Genomic DNA, 5,930 nt, shown 5'->3' with positions numbered 1-5,930 from the left:
AGGCTGTCCAACCTCAGCACCGGCCACTGGGTCCTGGACACGGCCACGTCGTCAGTGGAGATCAAGCACAAGTCGATGTGGGGACTGGCCACGATCCGGGCTGCCTTCACCGAGCTCAGCGGCGAAGGCGAGATCGGCCCCGACGGCTCCGCGCACGGCACGCTGACCATCGAAGCCGCGTCGATCCTCAGCAAGCAGGCCAAACTCGACACCCACCTGCGCTCCGCGGACTTCTTCGACGTCGACAGGCATCCGACGTTCGCCTTCACCGCCACCCGTGTCGTCGCCGACGGCGACGGAACCGCCAAGGTCACCGGCAGCCTCACCGTGCTCGGTACGACCCGCCCGCTCACCTTCACCGCCCGCGCCACCGCCGCCGGCCCCGACGACGTGACCCTCAGCGGCGAGGTCACCGTCGACCGCAACGACTTCGGCATGAACTGGAACAGAGCCGGAATGATCAAGGGCCTCACCACCGTCACCCTCACCACTCGCTTCACCCACCGCTGACCCCGCACGGCCTCCACGCAGGCACGGGCCACCTCGGAGACGGGCGTGCCGCAGGCCGGGTCCAGGCCCAGGGCCTCCGGGGTCTCTCCACCCCGGACGCCTGGTCATCGGTGTGACCGCGGCGGACGCTCAGGGCGAGGCCGGGCGCGAATTCTGGCCCCCGCCCGGTCCCCGTCCTGGTGCTCCGCCGCGGATCGGGGGGCCTCGGGCCCGGGCCGGGTGCGCGCGGTGCGGAGCAGGGTGGCGATGAGGATCGCCGCGCCCGTCATCAGGACGGCACTGACCACCGAGGCGATCCGGGCCTCCCGGGCGAAGGCGTCGAAGGCCGTGTTCCGCAGGGCTTCGGCGGTGTCCCTCGGGAGGGCGGCGGCGGTCTCGACGGCGCCGCCGAGGGTGCTCTTCGCCGCTTCCAGCTCCTCGGACGTGAGGCCGTCAGGAGCCTTGGCCGCCAGTTCCGACCGGTAGACGGCGGTGCCGATGCTTCCCAGGAGCGCGATGCCCAGCGCCCCGCCGAACTCGGCGGAGGTCTCGGCCATGGCGGAGGCCGCCCCGGCCCGCTCCGGTGGTGCGGCGGACAGGATCACCTCGGTGACGACCGCGGAGACGGCGCCGCCGATCGAGACGACGGCCATGCCACCGACGAGGCCTGAACTTCGGCGCCTTCGCGCGCCGGCCGGGACGGCACTCCCCCGGCGCCGCGCCCGCGTCCACGGCGCACTGCCCCGCCACGGTGTACCGCCCGCGTCTACGGCGCGAGCAGCGCCCGGGCGGTGCGCACCAACTCCTCGTCGACGGCCGGTTCGCGCTCGCCCGCGACGCCGGAGCGGAACAGGGCCGCGCCCTCGACCAGCATCACGAACACCTGCGCCCGGGCCCGCCGCACCTCCTCGGACAGCAGGGGGCGGCGGCAGGCGAGGAAGTCGGCGACGTGATCGCGGTACGTGGCGTAGAAGCCCCGGACGGCCGCCGCCATCGCCTCGTCCCTGGCCGCCAGGGCCCACAGCTCGGTGAACAGCCGTACCAGCCGGGCGTCCTGCTGCTCGGCGAGCAGGGCGCCGACCAGTTCCCCGTCGTCGGCCGACCGTGCGAGCAGCGGCTCCATCCGTTCCGCCGACCGGCTGAGGACCCGCTCCAGCACGGCGCCCACCAGGTCCGCGTGCGTCGGGAAGTAGTACTGCAGATGCCCCAGCCGTACGCCCGCCGCCGCGGCGACCGAGCGCATCGACAGCTCCGCGCCACCCACCGTGACCAGCAACTCCTCCGCGGCGTCCAGCAGTTGTGCCCGCCGCTGCTCGCCCTTCCCGCTCATGCCGCGGCCCTCGTGCGCTCGTCGGAGCGAAGCTTGACCGTGACGCCGAGTGCCGCGAGGTCCGCCAGGACCTGCTCCGGCCGGGGCGTCTGCTCGGGGAACGCCACCCCGGACGGCGGCTCGGCGCCGTCCGCGCCCAGCGCCCGGCGCAGGCCCAGCAGCGCGCCGACGGCCGTCAGGTGGGCCTGCCCGGCCGCGTCCTCGACCAGCGCGCTCAGCTCGCGCCCGGCGTGGGAGACGTCGATCCGCAGGAGCGCCACGCCACCCTCGCCCGGCGAGTACAGCATCGCGTGTCGGGCGGACCGGAAGCGGTCGCCCCGGCCCCAGCGGAAGAAGCCGACGTGCTTGGCGGCCAGCAGTGCCGTGGTGCTGGCCTGGGAGCTGAAGCCGATCCGGGTGGTGGCGGTGGTCGTGCCGAGGGTGAGCGGGAGGGTGAACTGCTCGGGGGTGTCGATTCCGGCGACCTTGGTGGGGAAATCGCCGATCCGGACGGTGCGCGGGCCGCTGAGCGGGGCGACCGCGCTGCGCCGGCCGTCCCGGACCACCTCGTAGTCCAGACCGAGCCGGTCCATGAACTCCACCGAGTCGGCGCCCGCCCGGTCCGCGAGGTCCCAGCGGATCGCGACCTCCACGCGCTCCGCCCCGCCGAGCCGCTCCGCCAGGGCCGCCGTCACCAGGCCGGTCACCCCGCCCATCCAGGCCGAGGAGAGCAGCACCGGCGCTGTCGGCCGCAGCAGTGCCGCCACGGTGGCGGCCCGCTGCAGCCGGGTCGTCCAGCGGGTGACGTCCACGTAGGGCACGCCGGCCCGGGCGGCGGCCCGCAACACGCGGTCGTCCGGATCGTTGACCACGCTCACCACCGCACGGGCGGCGGCGGCGAACGGCGCCGGATCGGCCAGGTCCCACCGCCGCACGGCCGCGTCGCCCAGCTCCCGGGCGAGCGCGGCCCCGCGCTCCTCCGAGCGCCCGGTCAGCAGCAGTGGCCAGTCGGCCGCCGCCATCCGAGCGAGCTCCGCACCCACGGTGCCGTAGCCGCCGACGAGCAGGACGGGGCCCTCGGGGTCGAAGGCCAGGTTGTCGTTCGTGTTCGCAAGGTCCATGGGAAAGAAAATAGGTCACTCGACCTAAAAATTCCATCAACCCCCCGGGGCCGGCGGGCTCGCATGTTCAGTTGTCGCGCGTTCAAGAGCCGCTCGACGCAACGGTCACGAAGAGTGAGGCGGTTCGAAGGGCTCGGGAAGGGCTCGGGCGGACGGCCCGGCCGGGCGCCGCAACCTGCTGCGGCGCCCGGCCGGCCCGTATCGTCCGGCAAGGGCCGATCCGGCCTCAGGGACGCCGGTCGAGGAAGGTGTCGATGATCCCGAGCAGCTCTTCCGGCTTCTCCACGGCCACCAGGTGGCCCGATTCCACCTCGATGTACTCGCTGCCCGGGATCGCGTCCCGCAGCTGCCTCGTGTACCTGTTCGGGATCAGCTGATCCTCCGTCGGGGCGACCACGAGTGTGGGGCACTTGATGTTCGGCATGTAGTCGCTGAGGTCCGCGGTGCTGACGAGCCTGCACATCGCGACCAGCGCCTTGGACGGCAACAGGCCGATGCGCAGGTGGAACCGCTCGTCGGCGCTGATCGAATCCAGATAGCGATCCGACAGCGCGTGGATCACGGTGTAGTCGGCGAACGCGTTGGCGTCCAGCTCGGCGAGCTTGAGCCAGATCTTCACGAAGGTGCGCTGCCGCGGATCCTTGTAGTGCATGAATCCACCGCAGAACATCATGCGACGGACCAGCTCCGGCTCCTTCGTCGCGAGGACCGCGGCGATGCCCGCACCGGTGGAGAACCCGATGACGTCCGCCGGGCCGTGCGCGGCCGCCCTCAGCACCCCGGCCATCTGGTCGGCCAGCAGTTCGAAGCTCAACTCGCCGTCGGGAAGCGGGGTGAAGGTGCTGCCCGAGTAGCCCGGAACGATCACCGTTCGGCTCTTCGACAGGTGGTCGAGAAGATTGGCGAAGCTCGACTCCGGATGCCCGCCGGCGCCATGGACGAGGAGGAGCTCTGGGCCCTGTCCCTGCACGAAATAGCCGACCGGGACTCCGGCGACCTCAACGCTCTGCATGGGCGTACTGGCCATGGAATTGATCCTCTCTATCGATTGTCGCATTCGATTGCGCCGGAATCGGTGAGATCACTTCGTGGCGGCCGCGACCCTCGTGGTCCCCTCGGCGGGGTCCTCGCCACCGGCGCCCACCGGCCTCGCCGTCCACCAGGCGATCAGGCTCGCGGCCAGTGCGAAACCCGCGGCCACGGGCAGCACGAAGGCCGCGGAACTGGCGGTGGAGAGGATGACCGCGCCGATGACGCTGGAGACGAAGTTCCCCAGGTACGCGGTGGACAGGTTGAGTGACGTGACGAGGGGTGCGCCGCCTTCGGGTGCGTGGGCGATGATGCGCTGCTGCTGCGGCCCGATGACGGAGAAGCAGACCAGGCCGGCCAACGCCTCCATGACCACCGCGAGGACGAAGGTTCCCCGCACGGCCAGCATGATCAGGAACACCGATCCGATGCACAGCGTGGCGATGATGACGACGAGCCGGGCGTTGTAGCGGTCGGCCAACCGGCCGGCCGCCAGGTTCCCGACCGTCGCGGCGACGCCGAAGGCCATCAGCAGCAGGGCGAGCCGGGGTTGGCTGCCACCGGTCGCCGGCGCGAAGACCGCGCTCATGTAGGTGAAGGGAAGGAAGATGCCGATGAAGGCCAGCAGGGTGACCGCGAGGATCTTCAGCACCCGCCGGTCGGCGAGGGGGCTGAGGCGCTGGCGCAGGGTGATGACCTGATCGATCCTGATGGCGGGCAGCAGGGCGGCGACCGCGACGGCGACGACGACGGCGATGCCGGCGATGAACCAGATCGCCGCCTGCCAGCCCAGGTTGTTCCCGATGACGGTCCCCAACGGAGCTCCCAGGATCAGCGAGAGCGTCGAGCCGGCCGTCACCATGGCGATGGCGCTCCCCCGGCGCTCGCCGGGAGCCAGGAACGCGGCCGTGGCCACCGCGTTCGCGGTGAACAGTGCGGCGCCGGCACCCGCCAGGATCCGGGACGCGAGCACGAGTCCGTAATCGCCCGACAGGGCGGTCACCGCGTTTCCCACTCCGAGCAGGAGCAGTGCGGTGACGAGCACGCGTTGCCGCGGCCATTTGCTGGTCACCGTGGCGAGAACCGGCGCCAGGAAGGCGACCACCAGGGCGAAGACGCTCACCAGTTGGCCGGACGCGGCACTGCTGACGTGCAGCGTCCTGTCGATCTGGGGTAACAGCCCGACGATCACGTACCCGTCCGTCCCCACCGCGAAGGCTCCCAACGTGAGGATCGCGGTACGCGCACGCCAACCCTGCTCCGGGGAAGCGTCCTTGCTGTCACTGGCAGCCTCGTCGACCACTGGTCATCCCCCAGCACATGGGTCGGGTCACTTGGAACCGATCGGTACCATTTTAGTCAAGGACGGTACCGGTCGGTTCCGAATGCTGTCAAGACGGACTAGAGTGAGGACATGGCAACCCGAGCCCGCGAACGCCTTCTCGCCACCGCCGACGAACTCTTCTACGCCGAAGGGGTGCGAGCCGTGGGTGTGGAACGCCTGCTGGAGGTCTCCGGCGTGGGGCGCGCGTCCTTCTACCGGCACTTCCCCAGCAAGGAGGAGCTGGTACTGGCCGTGCTCCGCGGCCGCGACGAACGCTCGCGCGCCTGGCTGGAACAGGCCGTGGCCGCCCGCGGCGGCACCCCTCTGGCCATCTTCGACGCCCTCGCCGAACGGTTCACCTCGCCCGAATTCAGCGGCTGCGCATTCATCAACGCGATGATCGAGGACCCCGACCTCGACGGCCCGGTCTGCCGACTGGTCATCGAACACAAGCGGGCGGTGACCGAGTACATCGCCGGCCTGCTGACCGCGGCGGGCCACCCCGATCCGGAGCAACTGGCCCAGCAGTTCCTCATGTTGATGGACGGCGCGCACGTCACGGCGCTGCGCACCCGCTCCGCCGCCCCCGCCCTCCAGGCCAAGGCCATCGCAGAGATGCTCCTCGCCGGCCGCGCCTGACAGTCCGCGCCCCGCTCCC

7 protein-coding genes are annotated in these 5,930 nt (G+C 71.4%); 2 read left to right on the top strand and 5 right to left on the bottom strand.

The genetic code is table 11. From position 1 onward, the window contains the following. A partial coding sequence (locus tag J0670_RS27360) for a YceI family protein (RefSeq protein WP_307806715.1) occupies positions 1–510 on the top strand: 510 nt, incomplete at its 5' end. Between the two features lie 104 nt (positions 511–614). On the opposite strand, the gene J0670_RS27355 is transcribed toward J0670_RS27360, so the two are convergent. The 5 genes from J0670_RS27355 to J0670_RS27335 form a co-directional block, all read right to left on the bottom strand. Then, entirely contained in the window at positions 615–1,142 is a 528-nt protein-coding gene (locus tag J0670_RS27355; RefSeq protein WP_207814367.1) for a hypothetical protein, read from the bottom strand. Between the two features lie 113 nt (positions 1,143–1,255). Continuing rightward, entirely contained in the window at positions 1,256–1,819 is a 564-nt protein-coding gene (locus J0670_RS27350; protein WP_207814366.1) for a TetR/AcrR family transcriptional regulator, read from the bottom strand. Next, on the bottom strand, positions 1,816–2,919 hold the full coding sequence (locus J0670_RS27345; RefSeq protein WP_207814365.1) for a saccharopine dehydrogenase: 1,104 nt from the start codon (positions 2,917–2,919) through the stop codon (positions 1,816–1,818). Before J0670_RS27345 ends, J0670_RS27350 begins: the two co-directional genes overlap by 4 nt. A gap of 226 nt (positions 2,920–3,145) precedes the next feature. Then, complete coding sequence (locus tag J0670_RS27340) at positions 3,146–3,946, bottom strand: alpha/beta fold hydrolase (RefSeq protein ID WP_207814364.1); 801 nt, start codon at positions 3,944–3,946, stop codon at positions 3,146–3,148. Between the two features lie 54 nt (positions 3,947–4,000). Continuing rightward, complete coding sequence (locus J0670_RS27335; RefSeq protein WP_207814363.1) at positions 4,001–5,251, bottom strand: MFS transporter; 1,251 nt, start codon at positions 5,249–5,251, stop codon at positions 4,001–4,003. A gap of 111 nt (positions 5,252–5,362) precedes the next feature. On the opposite strand from J0670_RS27335, the gene J0670_RS27330 reads away from it, so the two are divergent. Beyond that, on the top strand, positions 5,363–5,911 hold the full coding sequence (locus J0670_RS27330; protein WP_207814362.1) for a TetR/AcrR family transcriptional regulator: 549 nt from the start codon (positions 5,363–5,365) through the stop codon (positions 5,909–5,911). Positions 5,912–5,930 lie beyond the last annotated feature (19 nt).

Origin of the sequence: Streptomyces sp. FH025, from assembly GCF_017427025.1 — a bacterium.
Taxonomy (GTDB): Bacteria; Actinomycetota; Actinomycetes; order Streptomycetales; family Streptomycetaceae; genus Kitasatospora.
This window is presented reverse-complemented; position numbering and strand designations above follow the sequence as displayed.